Source organism: Enterobacter sp. E1 (genome assembly GCF_016809815.1).
Lineage (GTDB): Bacteria > Pseudomonadota > Gammaproteobacteria > Enterobacterales > Enterobacteriaceae > Enterobacter > Enterobacter adelaidei.
Genome location: NZ_JAFBJM010000001.1, coordinates 140,095 through 159,896 on the forward strand (window position 1 = coordinate 140,095; position 19,802 = coordinate 159,896).

The following is a 19,802-nucleotide window of genomic DNA, read 5'->3' on the forward strand; positions in this document are numbered from 1 at the left end:
TGGTTTTTTACTTTATTTGTGATGGGGAGCAAATAAGAAGAGAAATAAAAAAGGCGAGGAATAATCTCCTCGCCTTTTCGGGTTATGATGGTGTTACTTGTTCAGTTCTGCCAGGCTCAGCCAGGTTTGCACTACGGTGTCCGGGTTCAGGGAGAGACTATCAATCCCCTCTTCCATCAGCCATGCGGCAAAGTCTTCATGGTCGGATGGACCCTGACCACAAATCCCGACGTATTTACCCTGTTTCTTCGCCGCACGAATAGACATCGACAGCAGCGCTTTCACCGCCTCGTTACGCTCATCGAACAGCTCAGAAACCACACCGGAGTCACGGTCCAGACCCAGCGTCAGCTGCGTCATGTCGTTCGAGCCGATTGAGAAACCGTCGAAGTGTTCCAGGAACTGCTCGGCCAGAAGGGCGTTGGACGGGATTTCACACATCATGATGATCTTCAGCCCGTTCTCGCCGCGCTTCAGCCCCTGACGCGCCAGCTCGTCCACAACGGCTTTCGCCTGATCCACCGTACGCACAAACGGGATCATGATTTCGACGTTGGTCAGTCCCATGTCGTTGCGCACGCGTTTCACCGCTTCACACTCCAGCGCGAAGCAGTCGCGGAAGCTTTCGGACACATAACGTCCAGCCCCACGGAAGCCCAGCATTGGGTTCTCTTCTTCCGGCTCATAGCGCTCGCCGCCCACCAGGTTGGCGTATTCGTTAGACTTAAAGTCAGACAGACGCACGATCACGCGTTTCGGGTAGAAGGCGGCACCCAGGGTGGCAATCCCTTCCGTCAGACGGCCGACGTAGAACTCTTTTGGTGAGTCGTAGCCTTTCATCATCTCGCGGATTTCGTTCTGCAGTTTCGGATCCTGATCATCAAACTCCAGCAGTGCACGCGGGTGAACGCCGATCATACGGTTGATGATAAATTCGAGACGTGCCAGGCCCACACCTTCGTTCGGAAGGCAGGCGAAGTCAAACGCGCGGTCCGGGTTGCCAACGTTCATCATGATCTTCAGCGGCAGGTCCGGCATGGTTTCAACACTGGAACTTTTCACGCTGAAGTCGAGGATATCGGCATACACGTAGCCGGTATCGCCTTCGGCGCAGGAGACAGTCACATTCTGTCCATCTTTCATGCGCTCAGTGGCATCACCGCAGCCGACAACCGCAGGAATGCCCAGCTCGCGGGCAATGATCGCCGCGTGACAGGTACGACCGCCACGGTTGGTGACGATAGCCGCCGCTTTCTTCATGATCGGTTCCCAGTCCGGGTCGGTCATGTCGGTCACCAGCACGTCGCCTGGCTCAATACGGTTCATCTCGCTGATGTCCTGGATCACTTTGACCGGACCAGCACCGATGCGGTGACCGATAGCACGACCTTCCGCAACGATTTTACCCTGCGCGTGCAGCGTATAACGCTCCATGACCTGACCGCGAGAGCGGACGGTTTCCGGACGTGCCTGGACGATAAACAGCTTGCCGGTGTTCCCGTCTTTCGCCCATTCGATATCCATTGGACGACCGTAGTGTTTTTCAATCTGTACCGCCTGCTTCGCCAGTTCCTGTACTTCAGCGTCAGTCAGGGAGAAGCGATCACGCTGCTCCTGCGGTACATCTTCAATTTTAACCTGCTTGCCATGCTCCTGGGTTGGGGCATAGATCATGCGGATTTTTTTCGAGCCCATAGTGCGGCGCACCACCGCCGGGCGGCCAGCAGCCAGCGTTGGTTTGTGGACATAGAATTCATCAGGGTTGACCGCCCCCTGAACCACCATCTCACCCAGACCCCACGCGGAGGTGATAAACACCACCTGGTCGAAGCCGGATTCGGTATCAATGGAGAACATCACGCCGGATGAGCCCACGTCCGAGCGCACCATGCGCTGTACACCTGCGGAAAGTGCTACGCCGCGATGGTCATAGCCCTGGTGCACGCGATAAGAGATGGCACGGTCGTTGAACAGGGAAGCGAACACGTGCTTCACCGCTACCAGCACGGCATCGTATCCCTGCACGTTCAGGAAGGTTTCCTGCTGCCCGGCAAACGAGGCGTCTGGCATATCTTCTGCGGTTGCAGAAGAACGCACGGCAAAGGAGGCCTGCGCATCGTCAGCAGAGAGCTGGTTGTACGCATCGTGAATGGCTTTTTCCAGTTCCGGCTGGAAAGGTGTGTCGATAATCCACTGGCGGATTTGTGACCCGGCTTTGGCAAGCTCGGTAACGTCATCAATATCCGTTTTATCCAGCAGGTCGTAAATGCGCTGGTTCACGCCGCTCTGGTCTAAAAACAGGTTAAACGCATCGGCAGTTGTGGCAAACCCGTTTGGTACGGAGACACCCATACCCGACAGATTTGTAATCATTTCACCCAGGGAGGCATTTTTGCCCCCAACTCTGTCTACATCATTCATGCCGAGTTGGTTATACCAAAGCACCAGCGGTGACGAGCCATTGTTGGACATCGAAACAATCCTTTTGTGATATTTGATCGGAGTAAGTAACACCTGACTACGTATTTATAGTGGCATATTTATTAGCGCTAAAAAAACGGTGAATCGTGTAAGCAATTTAAATTTTCAACTTTTCGGATACTTTCCCATCACCCACGAACCCGATGATTCCTATATATTCAGCCAGAAACCACAAAAATAAAGTCGCTATTTGAAAAATGAAATCCACTTTTCAGGAAAATCAAAAACATCGTTTCATTTATAATTAAGATAAGTTCTTTGCTGTGTAATTTACTTTTTTAATTTATGCTTTCAGGCAATTAGGTATGATATTCAGGGTGAGTAAAATGGATAATGCTGTCGATCGCCACGTTTTTTATATTTCTGATGGTACGGCGATCACCGCCGAGGTGCTGGGCCATGCGGTGATGTCGCAGTTTCCCGTTTCGATTAACAGCATCACGCTGCCGTTTGTCGAAAATGAGAGCCGCGCCAAAGCGGTGAAGGACCAGATTGATGCCATCTACCAGCAGACCGGCGTCCGCCCGCTGGTGTTCTACTCGATCGTGATCCCCGAGATTCGCTCCATCATTCTGCAAAGTGAAGGCTTCTGTCAGGATATCGTGCAGGCGCTGGTGGCACCGCTGCAAAGCGAGCTTAAGCTTGACCCGACCCCGATCGCTCATCGTACCCACGGGCTAAACCCCGGCAATCTGACCAAGTACGATGCGCGTATCGCTGCCATTGATTACACCCTGGCACATGACGACGGTATCTCGCTGCGTAATCTTGACCAGGCGCAGGTGATCCTGCTTGGCGTGTCGCGCTGCGGCAAAACGCCAACCAGCCTCTATCTGGCGATGCAGTTTGGTATTCGTGCCGCAAACTACCCCTTTATTGCTGACGACATGGATAACCTGGTGCTACCTGCCGCCCTTAAGCCTCTGCAACATAAGTTGTTCGGCCTGACGATCAATCCGGAACGCCTTGCCGCCATCCGCGAAGAACGCCGCGAGAACAGCCGCTACGCCTCCATGCGCCAGTGCCGGATGGAGGTCTCCGAAGTGGAAGCGCTGTACCGCAAAAACCAGATCCCGTGGCTGAACAGCACCAACTATTCGGTTGAAGAAATTGCCACCAAAATTCTCGACATCATGGGGCTTAATCGTCGCATGTACTAATATGCTAGTACATTAGCTCAGATTCAGGTATCATCATCGGCAACCACGGGGCGGTGTCGCCCCGAACTTGAAATCAGCAGGGATTGGTTTAAGGTGATGCCCATCACTTCCCGGTAGTCTGCCGATGAAGCAAAAATTTTCTGAGACATTCCATGAATAAAACCGACGAACTCCGCACTGCGCGCATCGACAGCCTGGTTACCCCAGCTGAACTGGCACTGCGGCATCCTGTTTCCGCCACCGTTGCGGAACATGTCACGGCTTCCCGCCGGCGCATTGAAAAAATCCTGAATGGTGAAGACAAACGTCTTCTGGTAGTGATTGGGCCTTGCTCCATCCACGATCTGGATGCCGCAATGGATTATGCCAAACGACTTCAGGGGCTGCGGGACAAATACCAGCATCGCCTTGAGATCGTGATGCGAACCTACTTTGAAAAACCGCGGACCGTAGTGGGCTGGAAAGGCCTGATTTCCGATCCTGATCTGAACGGTAGCTACCGCGTGAACCACGGTATTGAGCTGGCGCGCAAACTGCTCCTGCAGGTCAATGAACTGGGCGTACCAACGGCGACCGAATTTCTCGATATGGTGACCGGGCAGTTTATCGCCGATCTCATCAGCTGGGGCGCAATTGGCGCACGTACCACCGAAAGCCAAATCCACCGCGAGATGGCCTCCGCCCTCTCCTGTCCGGTCGGCTTTAAAAACGGAACTGACGGCAACACCCGTATCGCGGTAGATGCGATCCGCGCTGCCCGTGCCAGCCATATGTTCCTGTCGCCGGATAAGAGCGGTCACATGACCATCTACCAGACCAGCGGTAACCCGTACGGGCATATCATTATGCGCGGCGGGAAGAAACCCAATTACCATGCACAAGATATTGCAGCCGCCTGTGAAACGCTGGCAGAGTTCGACCTTCCGGAACATCTGGTTGTGGATTTCAGCCACGGTAACTGTCAGAAACAGCATCGCCGCCAGCTGGATGTGTGCGATGAAATTTGCCAGCAGATCCGCAGCGGCTCAACCGCCATCGCGGGGATTATGGCCGAAAGTTTCATCAAGGAAGGCACGCAGAAGATCGTTGCCGGACAGCCAATAGTGTACGGTCAATCAATTACCGACCCGTGCCTGAGCTGGGAAGACAGCGAACTGCTGCTGGAGAAACTGGCTTCTGCGGTAGATACGCGCTTCTAAAATCCAGCCCTTCTCCCTCTCCCCGTGGGAGAGGGGCGGGGTGAGGGCATCAAGCTGCACTTCACCCCCAAATTTGATCCTCTCACCCTTTTTTCACAAAAACGCTTGCTGTGATTTTACAGTTTATTGATAATGATTATCATTGTTACATTGATTGTCATTTATAAACATTATGTCACGTACGAATAACAACGCGGCAACGCCAGAAAAAACACACACAGCCCCTGCCTCCACCGAGCGTCGGATTGACAGCAAAGCCCTGCTCGGCGATGAGGGGCGGGTGATTATCGAGCATGACGGTCAGCACTACCTGCTACGCCAGACCCATGCCGGAAAACTGATCCTGACTAAATAAACAACACGATAACTTCGCCAGCCACCCAGGTGTTCCCCAGGCAGCCAGCGCTTTCGATTCTTAATGGAGAGTTGCTATGCCATACCTGCATTCCGCGTCTTTACGCCCGTCAATTCTGGCTTTGGCAGTCGTCAGTACCCTGCCGGGCGTCGCGTTTGCTGCCGCAGATGATATTACCGTCACCGCCACGGGCAACGCCCGCAGCGCCTTTGAAGCTCCGATGATGGTGAGCGTGATTGACGCCAGCGCGCCGGAGAAACAAACCGCCAGCTCTGCTGCCGACCTGCTGCGTAACGTTCCTGGTCTCACACTGGACGGCACCGGGCGCACCAATGGGCAGGACGTGAACCTGCGCGGCTATGACCGCCGCGGCGTGCTGGTGCTGGTTGACGGCGTGCGCCAGGGAACCGATACCGGCCACCTGAACAGCACCTTCCTCGATCCGTCGCTGATTAAACGTGTTGAAGTGGTTCGTGGACCATCCGCCCTGCTCTACGGAAGTGGCGCGCTGGGCGGCGTGATCTCCTATGATACTGCCGACGCCAAAGACCTGCTGGAGCCGGGAAAAAACAGCGGCTACCGCGTATTTGCTACGGGTGCAACGGGCGATCATAGCCTCGGAATGGGGGCCAGCGCGTATGGCCGCACCGACACGCTGGACGGTCTGGTCTCCTGGTCGAGCCGTGACCGGGGTGACATTCGTCAGAGCAACGGGACAGCAGCACCAAATGATGAATCCATTAACAACATGCTGGCAAAAGGTCGATGGAAAATCGACCCGGCGCAGACCCTGAGCGGCTCCCTGCGCTACTATAACAACGACGCACAGGAACCCAAAAATCCGCAAACCATTAAAGCGGATGCCTCCAGCAACCCCATGACTGACCGTTCCACCATCCAGCGTGACGCTCAGCTGGGCTACAACATCGCGCCGGAAGGCAATGACTGGCTGAACGCCGATGCCAAAATCTACTGGTCTGAAGCGCGCATTAACGCCCAGAACATCAACGGCAGCGGTGAATTCCGCAAGCAAACCACGAAAGGTGGGAAGGTGGAAAACCGCACCCGACTGTTTAGCGACTCCTTTGCCTCACACCTCCTGACCTACGGCGGAGAATATTACCGCCAGGAGCAAAGCCCGGGCGGTGCGACGACCGGTTTCCCGGACGCAAAAATCGACTTCAGCTCCGGTTGGCTGCAGGATGAAATTACCCTGCGCGATCTGCCCATCACCCTTCTGGGGGGGACGCGCTATGACAACTATCGCGGCAGCAGTGATGGTTATGACGATGTGGATGCCGATAAGTGGTCATCCCGCGCCGGCTTAACCGTCAGCCCAGCCGACTGGCTGATGCTGTTCGGCTCTTACGCGCAGGCCTTCCGCGCGCCGACCATGGGTGAAATGTATAACGATGCGAAGCACTTCTCGATCGGCCGCTTCTATACCAACTACTGGGTGCCAAACCCGAACCTGCGTCCGGAGACCAATGAAACTCAGGAGTTCGGTTTTGGTCTGCGCTTTGACGATCTGATGCTGGCGAACGATGCCCTGGAGTTCAAAGCGAGCTATTTCGATACGAAAGCCAAAGACTACATCTCCACTACCGTCGATTTCGCAGCGGCGACCACCATGTCCTATAACGTTCCCAATGCCAAAATCTGGGGCTGGGACGTCATGGCGAAATACTCCGCCGAGATCTTCAACCTTGACCTGGCCTATAACCGCACGCGCGGGAAAGATACCGACACGGGAGAGTACATCTCCAGCATTAACCCGGACACCGTCACCAGCAAGCTGGATATCCCGGTAGCGCAAAGCGGTTTCTCCGTGGGCTGGATAGGTACCTTTGTTGACCGTTCAACGCACATCAGCAGCAGTTACAAAAAGCAGCCTGGCTACGCGGTCAACGATTTCTACGTCAGCTATCAGGGTCAGGCACAACTGAAAGGCATCACAACGACGGTGGTGTTGGGTAACGCCTTCGACAAAGAATACTGGTCACCGCAGGGTATTCCGCAGGACGGTCGCAACGGCAAGATTTTCGTAAGCTATCAGTGGTAACCCCCTCGCCCCGGTTCACCGTGGCATCCATGAAGAAGGACGAAACAATGAATCACTACACACGCTGGCTTGAGCTAAAAGAAGAAAACCCGGGTAAGTACGCGCGTGACATCGCAGGTTTAATGAACATCAGTGAAGCTGAACTGACCTTTGCCCGCGTCGGTCACGATGCCTGGCGCCTGAACGGTGAGATCCGCGATATCCTTGGCGCGCTGGAAGCCGTGGGCGAAACCAAATGCATTTGCCGCAATGACCATGCCGTTCACGAGCAGGTAGGGACCTTCACCAATCAGCATCTCCACGGTCACGCCGGGCTGGTACTGAACCCACGCGGACTGGATCTGCGTCTGTTCCTCAATCAGTGGGCGAGCGTTTTTCACATCAGTGAAGCTACCGCGCGCGGCGAGCGTCAAAGCATCCAGTTCTTCGACCATCAGGGTGATGCGCTGCTGAAGGTCTACGCCACCGATAGCACCGACGTATCCGCCTGGAGCGACGTACTGCGCCGCTTTATCTTTGCCGATAATCCACCGCTGGCGTTAAAGGTGGCCGATGTCCCGGTTCACGCAGAAAACGCGCAAGCCGCGCTCGTGGACACAGAGTGGCGCGCCATGACCGACGTGCACCAGTTCTTCGGCCTGCTGAAGCGCCACAATCTCAGCCGCCAGCAGGCGTTTCGCATGGTGGGTGACGATCTGGCCTGCAGGGTAGAGAACTCCGCGCTGGCGCAGCTGCTGGAGACGGCGCGCCGGGACGGCAACGAAATTATGGTGTTTGTCGGCAACCGCGGCTGCGTGCAGATCTTCACCGGCGTGGTGGAAAGACTGGTGCCGATGAAAGGCTGGCTGAACATCTTTAACCCTACCTTTACCCTGCATCTGCTTGAAGAAGCCATTGCGGAAACGTGGGTCACGCGCAAACCGACGGCTGACGGGCATGTCACCAGCCTGGAGCTGTTTGCCGCCGACGGCACACAAATCGCTCAGCTGTATGGTCAGCGTACCGAAGGCGAGCCGGAACAGAGCCAATGGCGTAGCCAGATAGACGCCTTAACGGCGAAAGGGTTGGCCGCATGAAAAAATGGCTCGCCGTTCTCAGCGCCCTGCCCCTGATGGCGTTTGCCGCCACGCAGGAGAAAATCGTTACGCTTGGCGGCGACGTGACGGAAATTGTCTTTGCCCTTGGCGCACAGTCGTCTCTGGTGGCTCGCGACAGTACCAGTCAGTGGCCACAGGCAGCAAACGATCTGCCTGACGTGGGATATTTGCGCCAGCTGAATGCGGAAGGCATTTTGTCCATGCGTCCCACCCTGGTGCTGGCAAGCGCCCAGGCGCAACCGTCTCTGGCATTAAAGCAGGTTGAGCAAAGCCATATCAGGGTCGTCACCGTTCCGGCAAGTAACGCGCTGGGCGTCATTGATGAAAAGGTGCGGGTCATCGCGCAAGCGACACATCGCGAGGTTGAGGGAGAAATCCTGCGTAACACGTTACGTCAGGCCCTGACCGCCCTGCCCGCCTCGCTACTCAACAAGCGGGTGCTGTTTATCCTCAACCATGGAGGGATGACCGCAATGGCTGCCGGACAACAGACCGCAGCGGATGCCGCCATTCAGGCGGCGGGGCTTAGAAATGCGATGCAAGGTTTTACCCGCTATCAACCGCTGTCACAGGAGGGCGTGATTGCCAGCCAGCCCGACCTGGTGGTGATTTCTCAGGAGGGTATCAACGCGCTGGGCGGTGAAGACAATCTCTGGAAACTGCCGGGTCTGGCGCAAACGCCGGCGGGACGCAACAAGCAGCTGCTGGCAATTGATGATATGGCGCTTCTGGGCTTTGGCGTGCGAACGCCGCAGGCAATTCAACAGTTGCGCGTCAGAGCGGAGCAACTACCCTGATGTCCCGACGGATCACCTTGTCACTGTGGATACTGACCGCACTCCTCACGACGATGACGATCGTGGCGACCGGTTTTGGCGCGTTGCATCTACCGGTCAGCCTGCTGTGGAACGGCAGCGATGATGCGCTGCGTCAGATCTGGCTGACCATACGCCTGCCCCGAGTGCTGTTGGCGCTGGTTATTGGGGGTTCACTGGCGCTGGCAGGCTGTGTAATGCAGGGGTTATTTCGTAACCCGCTGGCAGATCCGGGCCTGCTCGGGATCAGCAGCGGTGCGGCACTTGCCGTTGCGTTATGGGTGGTTATTCCGCTCTCGTTACCTGCACTGGTCATGCTTTATGCCCCGATGATCGCGGCCTTTTTCGGCGCGCTGTCTGCCACTTTCGTGATTTTCCTTCTCAGCCAGCAGCGTAACAGCTCGCTTTCCCGGTTGTTGCTAGTAGGTATCGCCATTAATGCCCTGTGCGGGGCAGCCGTCGGTGTGCTGTCATGGCTCAGTAATGATGCACAGCTTCGCCAGCTTTCACTTTGGGGTATGGGCAGCCTCGGCCAGGCACAATGGTCAACATTGCTGGCCGTCACCTCGCTGATGATGCCCACTCTTCTGGTGATATGGCGTCTTGCCAGCGCGCTCAATTTACTGCAATTGGGTGAAGAAGACGCGCACTATCTCGGTGTGGAGGTTGCGGTTGTGCAGCGGATCCTGCTGCTGTGTAGCGCCTTACTGGTCGCCGCTGCGGTAGCGGTCAGTGGCGTTATCGGTTTTGTCGGTCTTGTGGTCCCCCACCTGATGCGCATGTGGCTCGGGGCAGATCACCGGGCGGTGATCCCCGGATCTGTACTCGCCGGCGCGGCGCTGCTGCTGATTGCGGATACGGTGGCTCGTACCCTGGTCGCCCCGGCGGAAATGCCGGTTGGTTTGCTGACCAGCCTTCTCGGCGCGCCGTGGTTTCTGTGGCTGATCTTTCGTCGTGGAGGCGAGCATGGCTGAACGCTATTGTGCAGAAAAAATAGATTTCCACACCGGACTCCGGACGCTTATAAACGAAGTATCCCTGGATTTATCCCTGGGTGAAATGGTGGCGTTGATTGGCCCGAATGGCGCCGGAAAATCGACGTTACTGCGGCTGCTCACGGGCTATTTAAACCCTACTGGCGGGCAGTGCAACCTGGCAGATATCCCCCTCAATGCCTGGCAGCCGGAAAGACTCGCTCGCCGCCGGGCGGTGATGCGCCAGAACACGCAGCTCGGCTTCGACTGGCCTGTGGAGGCGGTAGTCGGCATGGGCCGCGCTCCCTGGACTCGTTACCCCGAACCCGCAGTTGTTCAGGAGGTGATGCAGATTACCGGGTGTTTACCGCTGGCGGGCAGGCAGTTTGCCGCACTATCCGGTGGGGAACAGCAGCGGATCCAGCTTGCGCGGGCGCTGGCGCAGCTGTGGCACGAGGGTGCGCCGCGCGGCTGGCTGTTCCTTGATGAACCCACGTCTGCGCTGGATCTCTATCACCAGCAACATCTGCTGCGCCTGCTGAAATCCCTGACCCATCTGGGAGATCTCCACGTCTGCGTCGTGCTGCACGATCTTAATCTGGCGGCGCTGTGGGCGGATCGGATCCTGCTGTTACACAATGGCAGATTGGTCTGCGAAGGCGCACCTGAAGCCGTTTTGCAGGCTGATGCGCTGGCACACTGGTACGGGGCAGAAGTGCTCGTCGGCAGACATCCAGTTTACGCCACGCCGCAGGTGTTTCTCGCCCCCTGACCAGGCTGATAAAAATCCTTCAGTGTTTCCAGCAGGGCACGCGCCGCTTTTGAAAGCTGCGTGTGCCCTGGATGGATCACGCCAATGCATTTCTCAATAAGCGGGTTATCCAGTGGAATACAGACCGCGCCTAACGCCGCCATCTGCGTTTCGCACAATGCCGGAACAGCGCTGCCGCCCAGTCCACTGGCGACCATCCGCCCCACCGTCACCAGTTGATGACTCTCCAGCGCCACATCCAGTTTTCTGCCGCTTCGGGCCAGCTCCTCTTCCATCATCAGACGTACCGCTGAGGGTCGCTGCAGGGTGATGAAATCCAGCGTCAGCAGCTCTTCCCATGACAAGCGTTTTTTACCGGCAAGAGAGGAATCTTTCGGCACAATGGCGACAAATCTGTCGAGACCCAGGGGCGTAAACAGCAGGTTATGCGTGGGTGCCGGCTCAAACGCGATCCCCATCTCCACCCGCCCTTCCCGAACCATCTCGATCACGTGTTCGTTGATGACATCATGCACGGTGACGTTGATCCCGGCGTGGCGATCGCGAAAGGCCTTGAGTACCTCCGGTAAGACATTCGCGGCAAACGACGGCATGGCCGCGACCGAGATTTTGCCACGCTGTAGCGTAAAACACTGATGCATCGCCTCTTCGACGTTATCCCAGTCGGCAAGCAGTTGCCGCGCCATGGGCAAAAACGTCTCCCCTTCCTGTGTCAACGCCACTTTACGCGTGCTCCGCTGCAGCAGTAGCCCTCCCAGCACATCCTCAAGCCCTTTAATCGTCAGGCTCAGTGCCGGCTGGGAGAGATTTAACCGTTCGCTGGCGTGCGCGAAATTCAGAGTGTGAGCTACCGCTAAAAACGCACGTAACTGTTTGACACTCATTCTCATTTTTTATCCTGTTAACTAATTGAAAAAATTTAGTTAACAGGAAATTAATAAAAAAACCAAATGAGTGGGTCACAAATTCAAAATTAACAAATGAGTCACCGCCCCTAATGATACCGGCACGGACAACGGGAGAAATGACGATGGCGGGACTGGATAAACGCGTCAGCAGCTATGCGCAAGCGCTGGAAGGGCTGACGGACGGGATGACATTGCTGGCAGGCGGTTTCGGCTTGTGTGGCATCCCAGAGAACCTGATTGCAGAAGTCAGACGCCGTCAGGTGAACGATCTGACGGTGGTTTCAAACAACTGTGGCGTGGATGGTTTCGGCCTCGGAATACTGCTTGAGACGCGGCAGGTACGCAAGGTGGTGGCGTCTTACGTCGGTGAGAACGCGTTGTTTGAGCAACAGGTATTGAGCGGCGAGCTGGAGATTGAACTCACGCCTCAGGGGACGCTGGCAGAAAAAGTGCGCGCGGGTGGAGCCGGTATTCCGGCATTTTACACCGCCACCGGCTATGGCACTCCCGTGGCGACTGGCAAGGAAATTCGTCAGTTTGCGGGGAAGCACTACGTCCTCGAAGAGGCCATTACGGGTGATTTCGCGCTTATCAAAGGCTGGAAAGCAGACTGGTACGGCAACGTTATCTATCGCCATACCGCGCAAAACTTTAATCCACTGATGGCCACGGCGGGCCGGATAACCGTTGTGGAGGTGGAAGAAATTGTTCCTCCGGGCGAACTGCCTCCGTCCGCTATTCACACCCCAGGAATTTACGTCGACAGAGTGATTGTCGGTCAGTTTGAAAAACGCATTGAACAGCGCACGCTGCGCGCGGAAGGAGTCTGACAATGTTGACCCGTGAACAGATGGCAATGCGCGTCGCTCGCGAGTTGCGCGACGGTTACTACGTCAACCTGGGGATCGGCATCCCTACCCTGGTGGCGAACTACATTCCGCCGGGGATGGATGTGATGCTTCAGTCGGAAAACGGTCTGCTGGGAATGGGGGAATTTCCGGATGAGCGTAACCTCGACGCCGACATGATTAACGCCGGTAAACAGACGGTGACCGCGCGGATCGGTGCTGCCATTTTCGACTCGGCTCAGTCGTTTGCCATGATCCGCGGCGGTCATGTCGATCTGACCGTATTGGGTGCGTTTGAAGTGGACGTCGAAGGGAATATCGCCTCGTGGATGATCCCCGGGAAGATGGTGAAAGGGATGGGAGGAGCAATGGATCTCGTTGCCGGGGCACAGAACATCATAGTGGTAATGACTCACGCCTCAAAAAGTGGTGAATCAAAACTACTCCCCCGCTGCACGCTGCCTCTCACGGGCGTGGGCTGCATCCGTCGGGTCTTAACCGACCTCGCGTTACTGGAGATCAAGGACGGCACGTTCATTCTTCGGGAATACGCTCCGGGGGTGAGTATCGACGAGATCGTGGCGAAAACGGCCGGGAAAATAAAATTGGCGGACGACGTTCGCGAGATGCGCTTCAACTGAGGACTCAACATGAAAAACGTCATGATTGTCGGGGCAGCGCGAACCCCTGTGGGTGGTTTTCGCGGTTCGCTCGCCTCCCTTTCTGCAGTTGAACTGGGTGCAGTAGCGGTACAACACCTGCTTGCGACCAGCGGTTTGCATGCAGATCAAATAGACGAGTTGCTCTTCGGTCAAGTGCTGACGGCAGGTTGTGGACAAAACCCCGCGCGCCAGACGGCAATCCGCGCCGGGTTACCTGTCAAAACGCCCGCGACAACGGTCAATCTGGTGTGTGGTGCGGGCTTAAAAGCGGTGCAACTGGCCGCGCAGGCGATCCGCTGTGGGGATGCCGACGTGGTTATCGCGGGCGGTCAGGAGAGCATGAGCAACGCGCCTTATCTGCTGGACGGTGCGCGATCAGGGTTGCGTTTTGGTCATACAGACCTGCAGGACAGCATGATTACCGACGGGCTATGGGATGCGTTCAACGATTACCACATGGGGATCACCGCAGAAAACATCGCCCGACAGTACGGCATTTCTCGTGAGCAGCAGGACGCTTTTGCCGCCCGGTCGCAGCAAAAAGCTGCATCCGCGGTTGAATCCGGTCGATTCGACGCCGAGATAGTGCCAGTGGCGGTGAAACAGGGTAAAAAGCCGCCCCTGATCATCAGCCGTGATGAGCAGCCCCGGCCGGGAACCACCGCAGAACAGCTCGCGCAACTGCGCCCCGCGTTTTTACACGAGGAAGGCACGGTCACGGCGGGTAATGCCTCAACGCTCAATGATGGTGCCGCCGCGGTACTGTTGATGAGCGAGGAAAAAGCACGGGAAAGCGGTTTGCCGATCCTGGGCCGCATCGCGAGTTACGCCGTGACGGGCGTTGACCCATCCGTGATGGGAATTGGTCCGGTCAGTGCCTGTCAGACGGCTCTGGCGCGGGCTGGCTGGACGCTCGATGACGTGGATCTCATTGAAGCCAATGAAGCCTTTGCGGCGCAAGCGCTGGCGGTGGGCAAGCTGCTCGGCTGGGATGAGTCAAAGGTGAACGTCAACGGTGGCGCGATTGCGCTGGGTCATCCGATTGGTGCTTCCGGCTGCCGCATTCTCGTCACGCTGCTGTACGAAATGCAGCGTCAGGGGGCTAAAAAAGGACTCGTCACCCTGTGCGTAGGCGGCGGACAAGGCATCGCTCTGACCGTCGAGCGTTAAACATCTCGTTGGTACCCGAATATAACAATGATAGTGAGGAGTCGTAATGAGTGTGTTAATTGCCCTGGCGGCACTGGCATTGCTGATGCTGGCGGCCTATCGCGGATATAGCGTTATTTTGTTTGCGCCGATTGCGGCGCTGGGTGCAGTGTTGCTGACCGACCCGGGGGCTGTCGGACCGACGTTTACCGGTCTGTTTATGGAAAAAATGGTGGGCTTCGTCAAGCTCTACTTCCCGGTGTTTCTGCTGGGTGCCGTTTTTGGCAAGCTGATTGAGCTTTCCGGTTTCTCACGATCGATCGTCGCCTCCGCCATTCGGATCCTCGGTCGTCGCCACGCGATACCGGTCATTGTTCTGGTCTGTGCGCTGTTAACCTATGGCGGCGTATCGCTGTTCGTGGTGGCGTTTGCGGTCTATCCGTTTGCCGCCGAACTGTTCCACCAGAGCGGCATCCCCAAACGGCTGATCCCGGCCACCGTGGCGCTGGGGGCATTTTCGTTTACCATGGACGCCCTGCCCGGCACGCCTCAAATCCAGAACATTATCCCCACCAGCTTCTTTGGTACTAACGCCTGGGCCGCGCCGTGGCTTGGGGTGATCGGTTCCCTGTTTATTATCTGTTTTGGCCTGCTCTGGCTGGAGCGTCAGCGCCGTAAAGCACTCAATAACAATGAAGGTTACGGCTCGGACCTCAAAAATGAACCAGAAACGCCGGACAACATAAATCTGCCGCATCCGCTGATTGCTCTCTCCCCTTTGCTGCTGGTGGGTATCCTCAACCTGCTGTTTACCCGCTGGATCCCTGGCTGGTACGGTACGAGCCATGAGCTCACCCTGCCAGGTCTGGCGAAACCGATTGTGACCGAAGTGAGTAAAATCACCGCCATCTGGGCCGTGGAGGCGGCGCTGATCTCCGGCATCATGCTGGTGCTGATTTTTGGTTTTCGCAATATCCGCGGGCGTCTGGCTGAAGGCAGCCGGACGGCGGTCAGCGGCGCCATTCTGGCAGCGATGAATACGGCCTCTGAATATGGTTTCGGGGCCGTTATTGCTGCACTGCCTGGTTTTCTGGTGCTGTCAAAAGGGCTGGCCGCAATCCCAAACCCGCTGTTAAACGAAGCGATCAGCGTGACCGTCCTCGCCGGGATCACCGGTTCCGCCTCCGGGGGGATGAGCATTGCACTCGCGGCAATGTCTGACAGCTTTATTGCCGCTGCGCACGCCGCCAATATTCCTCTGGAAGTTCTGCACCGCGTGGCCTCGATGGCAAGCGGTGGTATGGACACGCTTCCCCACAATGGCGCGGTGATTACCTTGCTGGCAATCACCGGCCTGAGTCATCGTCAGGCCTATGGCGGTATTTTCGCCATCACCCTCATAAAAAGTCTGGCAGTGCTTTTTGTCATTGCCGTGTTCTATCTGACCGGCATTGTTTAAGGAGAGAAAAATGAATCTGAAGGGTAAAACCGCTCTGGTGACCGGTTCGACAAGCGGTATTGGACTTGGGATCGCCCGCGTGCTGGCGAAGGCCGGGGCGCAGCTGATCCTCAACGGTTTCGGCGACAGCGAATCAGCAAGAGAAGAGATTGCGCAACTCGGCAAAAAGCCGGGCTATCACGATGCAGACCTGCGTGACGTACTGCAAATTGAAGCCATGATGCGCTACGCCGAATCGCAGTTTGGTAGTGTGGATATTCTGATTAACAACGCCGGAATACAGCATGTGGCCCCGGTTGAGGCATTTCCGGTAGAGAAATGGAACGACATTATCGCACTGAATCTCTCTTCCGTGTTTCACACCAGCCGGCTGGCACTGCCTGCCATGCGTGAGAAAAACTGGGGCCGCATCATTAACATTGCCTCCGTTCATGGGCTAGTCGCGTCAAAAGAAAAGTCAGCCTATGTCGCCGCCAAGCATGGCGTGGTGGGCTTTACGAAATCCCTGGCGCTCGAAACCGCCCGCACGGGGATTACCGCCAATACGATCTGCCCGGGCTGGGTACTGACTCCTCTGGTACAACAGCAAATCGACAAACGCATTGCCGATGGCGTCGTACCTGACCAGGCACGAGACCAGCTTCTGGCGGAGAAACAGCCTTCAGGTGAGTTTGTCACCCCGGAACAGTTGGGCGAACTGGCGCTATTTTTGTGCAGCGACAGCGCCGTAAATGTCCGGGGCGTCGCATGGAACATGGATGGTGGGTGGGTCGCACAGTGACGGGTAAGCCGGGTGAGCGTCGCGTCACCCGGCAAAATGACTAACTTGAGCAGCTTACATCCAGCCGCTTGCCCCAGTCAGGCGGGCGGCTGACGTAATCGTCATCCCTGTCGGCAAACGGCGTGCGTAACGCCACATGCAGACGGTGTAACTCGTCATACTCACCCTGCTCTGCCTGCTCAATCGCCCGTTGGGCCAGCCAGTTGCGTAACACCATCGCCGGGTTCGCCGCGTTCATCTGCGCGTGCCGGGTGGTATCGTCAACCTGCTCTTGCTGCAACCGCGTGCGGTACCGGGCAAACCAGTCGTCAAACGCCTGCCTGTCTATAAACTCGTCCCGCAACGGTGAGGCGGCACTGTGCTGCTCCGTCTGGCCCAGCATCCGGAAAGTACGGGTATAATCACTGCCTTCACGCGCCATCAGGGCAAACAGGTCATTGAGGATCTCGTTATCCCCCCTTTCCTGGGTCATCAGCCCCAGCTTGTTGCGCATCAACATGCCGTATTCACGCAGCAAAATATCCTGATAGCTATCGAGCGCGTCATTCAGGGCATCAACGTCGATAAACGGTGACAGCGTTTGCGCAAGACGTTGCAGGTTCCACAATCCAACCGCAGGCTGATTGTCAAAGCTGTAACGGCCCTGATAATCGGAGTGATTACAGATATATCCCGGCTGATAATCATCAAGGAACCCAAACGGACCGTAATCAAAGGTCAACCCCAGGAGCGACATGTTGTCCGTATTCATGACGCCGTGGGCGAATCCTACCGTTTGCCAGCGCGCGATCATTGATGCAGTACGGGCAATCACATCCCGGAACCAGAGAACGTATTTATCATCCTCATCCTGCAAATGTGGCCAGTGATGAGCGATAGCGTAGTCTGCAAGCTGACGCACCTTTTCCGTCTCGCGGCGATAGTAAAAGTGCTCAAAATGGCCAAAGCGCAAATGACTTTGCGCAATGCGCATCAGCATCGCCCCTTTTTCCATCGTTTCGCGCGCAACCGGCGTGTCGCTGGTGACAATCGACAGCGCACGGGTGGTCGGGATCCCCAGCGCATGCATCGCTTCAGATGCCAGGCATTCACGAATCGTTGAACGTAATACCGCACGCCCATCCCCCATCCGCGAGTAAGGGGTAAGGCCTGCGCCTTTCAGGTGCCAGTCAACCGTCTCCCCGTTGGGAAGCTGTTGTTCACCAAGCAGGATCCCCCTGCCGTCGCCCAGTTGCCCCGCCCAGACGCCAAACTGGTGTCCACTATAGACCTGAGCCAGGGGTTGCATGCCTGCGAGGAGCTTTTCGCCCCCCCAGACGCCAGCGCCGTCTGAAGGCTGAAACATGGCAGGTGGAATCGCCAGTTCCTCTGCCAGCCGATCGTTGTGCCAGATAAGACGCGAATTTTGTAAGGGTGTTGGTTTGAGTGCTGTGTAAAAACCAGGCAACTCGTCATGCCAGTGAGCAGTAAAAGACAGGGTCATAAGTCCTCCTGCTTTTAGTGTAGAGGGTTTACCCGCACTTAAACACGGGTGAAAGAAAGGGTTATCGCTGAACCAGCGTGGTGACGTGCTCTGCACTGACCGCTGGCCAGAGCGCTCCCTGCATCGCGCCGACGTTAAAGGACAAGACACGTTGCAACAGGTTGTGATCGTCGATTCCGGCTACGATGACAGACTGGCAATGTGGTGTTATCTGCCAGAGAATTGCACGCATAAAAGGTTCAAAAGAGAGCTCCGATGCACGCTGCTGAATGAACCCTTTGTCGATGATCACCCGTTTAAATAATCCATCATAGACGGCTTTGAGGGATGCTGCGCCTGCACCAAAGTTTGCCAGAACCAACGGGAAATGAATCGCCATTCTTGCCAACTGGAGATCGTCTTTTCCGTTATTTAAACCTGGATAGTTCTCATTAACAGTAAACTCAATAAACGGATAACGCTCAAGGATTGAAACAGCGTTTCCATTGCTTAATAAAAACTCAACAATAACAGGTGTAATATTGATCCATGCAATTAACTGATGCTGAATAAAAAACAGTTTGCAGGTATCAAGCAATTGCAGTTTCTCGTTAAACAACGCTAACTCTTCTGTCGCTGTAAGACGAGGGATAACGAGGTCAGTGGGGATCCTTACATCAGTGCCGACGCCAGTAAAGTTAACCAGAACCTCTAAACCTTTAAGCTCACCTGCACTATTACGGGCAGGCATGAACAATAGTTCAGACTGGTAAGCATTATCTAGCGTAATTATCATTGCACTCGCCCCGCATTAAAGATGAGAGAGGACATCCTGGAGCAATTGCCGACACAATTCCACTGTCTTGATTTTAATAAGATTAATTTCATTAGTTCCGTATTAATTTTCAGATTTATCCCTGAATCTAAAATAATCTTATCCTGGTTACTGAATAATAGCCAGTTTTAGATAAAACAGACACATGCGGGCTTAGCTAATTTTAGGTAAATTTAACTTTAATCATCTTATTTGCGAAAAAACGGCATGTTTTATTCGCTACCATGCCGTCATAAAGACACATCCGGGGCAGACTAAATACGTCGTGCTTGCCAGAAGTTTTTACGCCAGTACACATTATCGAGAGAAGATCGCATCACTCCGCGACTGGTCGAGGCGTGAATAAACTGATTGTCTGTATCATAAATTCCAACGTGAAGACCGCTTTCACCCGACCCGGTTTTGAAAAACACCAGGTCTCCAGGCAGAAGCTCATCTTTATCAATTTCAGTCCCTATTTCTGCCTGCTTGCGCGTTTCGCGCGGAAGCTGTAAGTCAAACTTGTCGCGGAACGTCATCAGGACAAAACCAGAACAATCTACACCGCCACGGCTCATGCCGCCATAACGATAAGGCGTACCGCGCCAGTTGCTCAGCTGATCGTTGAGGCTGGCAATGACGGTGATAGAATCTGAAAGCCGTGGGTTAGGCGGCGGCGCACGATGGCTACTGCATCCCGCGAGAAATAACGCTGTCATCAGGAGAAACCAGAATCGCATTTTCAGACGAATCCTCTGCTTTTTTTGTTCTTTTCGTAATTTAGCGTGCAATTGTGCTAACAGG

18 protein-coding genes are annotated in these 19,802 nt (G+C 55.6%); 13 read left to right on the forward strand and 5 right to left on the reverse strand.

Going from position 1 to position 19,802, the window contains the following annotated elements; genetic code table 11:
• Nucleotides 1-93: 93 nt before the first annotated feature.
• Nucleotides 94-2,472, reverse strand: coding sequence for a phosphoenolpyruvate synthase (ppsA, locus tag JGF26_RS00710; protein WP_134707577.1), 2,379 nt, complete (start codon nt 2,470-2,472; stop codon nt 94-96).
• Between the two features lie 335 nt (nt 2,473-2,807).
• Here ppsA and ppsR point away from each other — a divergent pair, with 335 nt between their 5' ends.
• The 8 genes from ppsR to JGF26_RS00750 all read left to right on the forward strand — a co-directional run bounded on the left by ppsR (nt 2,808) and on the right by JGF26_RS00750 (nt 10,915).
• Complete coding sequence (gene ppsR, locus JGF26_RS00715) at nt 2,808-3,641, forward strand: posphoenolpyruvate synthetase regulatory kinase/phosphorylase PpsR (protein WP_028017244.1); 834 nt, start codon at nt 2,808-2,810, stop codon at nt 3,639-3,641.
• Between the two features lie 152 nt (nt 3,642-3,793).
• A complete protein-coding gene (aroH, locus tag JGF26_RS00720; protein WP_049006390.1) occupies nt 3,794-4,840 on the forward strand; it encodes a 3-deoxy-7-phosphoheptulonate synthase AroH in 1,047 nt (348 codons plus the stop codon).
• A gap of 172 nt (nt 4,841-5,012) precedes the next feature.
• Nucleotides 5,013-5,195 (forward strand): hemin uptake protein HemP, encoded by a 183-nt coding sequence (gene hemP / locus JGF26_RS00725; protein WP_134707576.1) that lies wholly within the window; start codon nt 5,013-5,015, stop codon nt 5,193-5,195.
• A 76-nt stretch (nt 5,196-5,271) separates the two neighbouring features.
• Nucleotides 5,272-7,257 (forward strand): TonB-dependent hemoglobin/transferrin/lactoferrin family receptor, encoded by a 1,986-nt coding sequence (locus JGF26_RS00730; RefSeq protein WP_129324528.1) that lies wholly within the window; start codon nt 5,272-5,274, stop codon nt 7,255-7,257.
• A gap of 47 nt (nt 7,258-7,304) precedes the next feature.
• Nucleotides 7,305-8,333 (forward strand): hematinate-forming heme oxygenase ChuS, encoded by a 1,029-nt coding sequence (chuS, locus tag JGF26_RS00735; protein ID WP_134707575.1) that lies wholly within the window; start codon nt 7,305-7,307, stop codon nt 8,331-8,333.
• On the forward strand, nt 8,330-9,151 hold the full coding sequence (locus tag JGF26_RS00740) for a hemin ABC transporter substrate-binding protein (protein WP_134707574.1): 822 nt from the start codon (nt 8,330-8,332) through the stop codon (nt 9,149-9,151). Before chuS ends, JGF26_RS00740 begins: the two co-directional genes overlap by 4 nt.
• Nucleotides 9,151-10,143, forward strand: a complete 993-nt coding sequence (locus JGF26_RS00745; RefSeq protein WP_134707573.1) for an iron ABC transporter permease — start codon at nt 9,151-9,153, stop codon at nt 10,141-10,143. Before JGF26_RS00740 ends, JGF26_RS00745 begins: the two co-directional genes overlap by 1 nt.
• On the forward strand, nt 10,136-10,915 hold the full coding sequence (locus JGF26_RS00750; RefSeq protein ID WP_134707572.1) for a heme ABC transporter ATP-binding protein: 780 nt from the start codon (nt 10,136-10,138) through the stop codon (nt 10,913-10,915). Before JGF26_RS00745 ends, JGF26_RS00750 begins: the two co-directional genes overlap by 8 nt.
• Here JGF26_RS00750 and JGF26_RS00755 read toward each other — a convergent pair.
• On the reverse strand, nt 10,882-11,805 hold the full coding sequence (locus JGF26_RS00755) for a LysR family transcriptional regulator (RefSeq protein ID WP_167587161.1): 924 nt from the start codon (nt 11,803-11,805) through the stop codon (nt 10,882-10,884). The two genes, JGF26_RS00750 and JGF26_RS00755, sit on opposite strands and share 34 nt — an antisense overlap.
• A 140-nt stretch (nt 11,806-11,945) precedes the next feature.
• Here JGF26_RS00755 and JGF26_RS00760 point away from each other — a divergent pair, with 140 nt between their 5' ends.
• The 5 genes from JGF26_RS00760 to JGF26_RS00780 are packed head-to-tail and all read left to right on the forward strand — an operon-like array spanning nt 11,946 to nt 16,722.
• On the forward strand, nt 11,946-12,653 hold the full coding sequence (locus JGF26_RS00760; protein WP_129324523.1) for a CoA transferase subunit A: 708 nt from the start codon (nt 11,946-11,948) through the stop codon (nt 12,651-12,653).
• A 2-nt stretch (nt 12,654-12,655) separates the two neighbouring features.
• Nucleotides 12,656-13,312, forward strand: a complete 657-nt coding sequence (locus JGF26_RS00765; RefSeq protein WP_108090148.1) for a CoA transferase subunit B — start codon at nt 12,656-12,658, stop codon at nt 13,310-13,312.
• Nucleotides 13,313-13,321: 9 nt separating this feature from the next.
• The gene (locus JGF26_RS00770) at nt 13,322-14,503 is read left to right on the forward strand and encodes an acetyl-CoA C-acetyltransferase (protein ID WP_134707571.1); all 1,182 of its coding nucleotides are present in this window, start codon (nt 13,322-13,324) and stop codon (nt 14,501-14,503) included.
• A gap of 46 nt (nt 14,504-14,549) precedes the next feature.
• Entirely contained in the window at nt 14,550-15,941 is a 1,392-nt protein-coding gene (locus JGF26_RS00775) for a GntP family permease (RefSeq protein ID WP_134707570.1), read from the forward strand.
• Nucleotides 15,942-15,951: 10 nt separating this feature from the next.
• Entirely contained in the window at nt 15,952-16,722 is a 771-nt protein-coding gene (locus JGF26_RS00780; protein WP_134707569.1) for a 3-hydroxybutyrate dehydrogenase, read from the forward strand.
• 40 nt (nt 16,723-16,762) lie between these two features.
• Here the strand turns inward: JGF26_RS00780 and selO are convergent, their stop codons facing one another.
• The 3 genes from selO to JGF26_RS00795 form a co-directional block, all read right to left on the reverse strand.
• Entirely contained in the window at nt 16,763-18,205 is a 1,443-nt protein-coding gene (selO, locus tag JGF26_RS00785; protein ID WP_134707568.1) for a protein adenylyltransferase SelO, read from the reverse strand.
• A 61-nt stretch (nt 18,206-18,266) separates the two neighbouring features.
• Nucleotides 18,267-18,980, reverse strand: a complete 714-nt coding sequence (locus JGF26_RS00790; protein ID WP_028017230.1) for an EAL domain-containing protein — start codon at nt 18,978-18,980, stop codon at nt 18,267-18,269.
• A 293-nt stretch (nt 18,981-19,273) separates the two neighbouring features.
• Nucleotides 19,274-19,738 carry an NlpC/P60 family protein gene (locus JGF26_RS00795; RefSeq protein ID WP_134707567.1) on the reverse strand — a complete coding sequence of 155 codons (465 nt, stop codon included), beginning with the start codon at nt 19,736-19,738 and terminating at the stop codon, nt 19,274-19,276.
• Between the last annotated feature and the right edge of the window lie 64 nt (nt 19,739-19,802).